The following is a 372-nucleotide window of genomic DNA, read 5'->3' on the forward strand; positions in this document are numbered from 1 at the left end:
GCTTGCACATGTTCGGCTATAGCAAGTACAGCCTCTTTCGCCAATGGTGGCAAAGCATGTATTGGATAGGTGTTATTCGCTGTTGTTTCAGCTTGTACCAGTGGCAATAATTCCCCCCATTGATTTTGCTGAGGCAATAGAGCAATTGATTCACTAATAAACGCCTGTACTTCATCGATGTCATCATCCTTACTTAATTCGATGAGAAATTCATTTCCACCTACCTTGATATATTGATTGAGCAAATGGACAGGCGTGTTTTTCTCAAGGTTTTGGAATACATCAAGCTGTATATATTCAGGGCGTACAGGCATGTATAACCGTTGATGGCCAGCTTTAGATAATTGCTGAATCACATACTGAATCTGTTCA

Annotated in this window: 1 pseudogene; it reads right to left on the reverse strand. The window is 40.6% G+C overall.

The features are described 5' to 3' along the window. A pseudogene (locus tag D7V20_RS19580) lies at positions 1-372 on the reverse strand (DUF3987 domain-containing protein); the annotation flags it as partial.

The organism is Acinetobacter rongchengensis (assembly GCF_003611475.1).
Classification (GTDB): Bacteria; Pseudomonadota; Gammaproteobacteria; order Pseudomonadales; family Moraxellaceae; genus Acinetobacter; species Acinetobacter rongchengensis.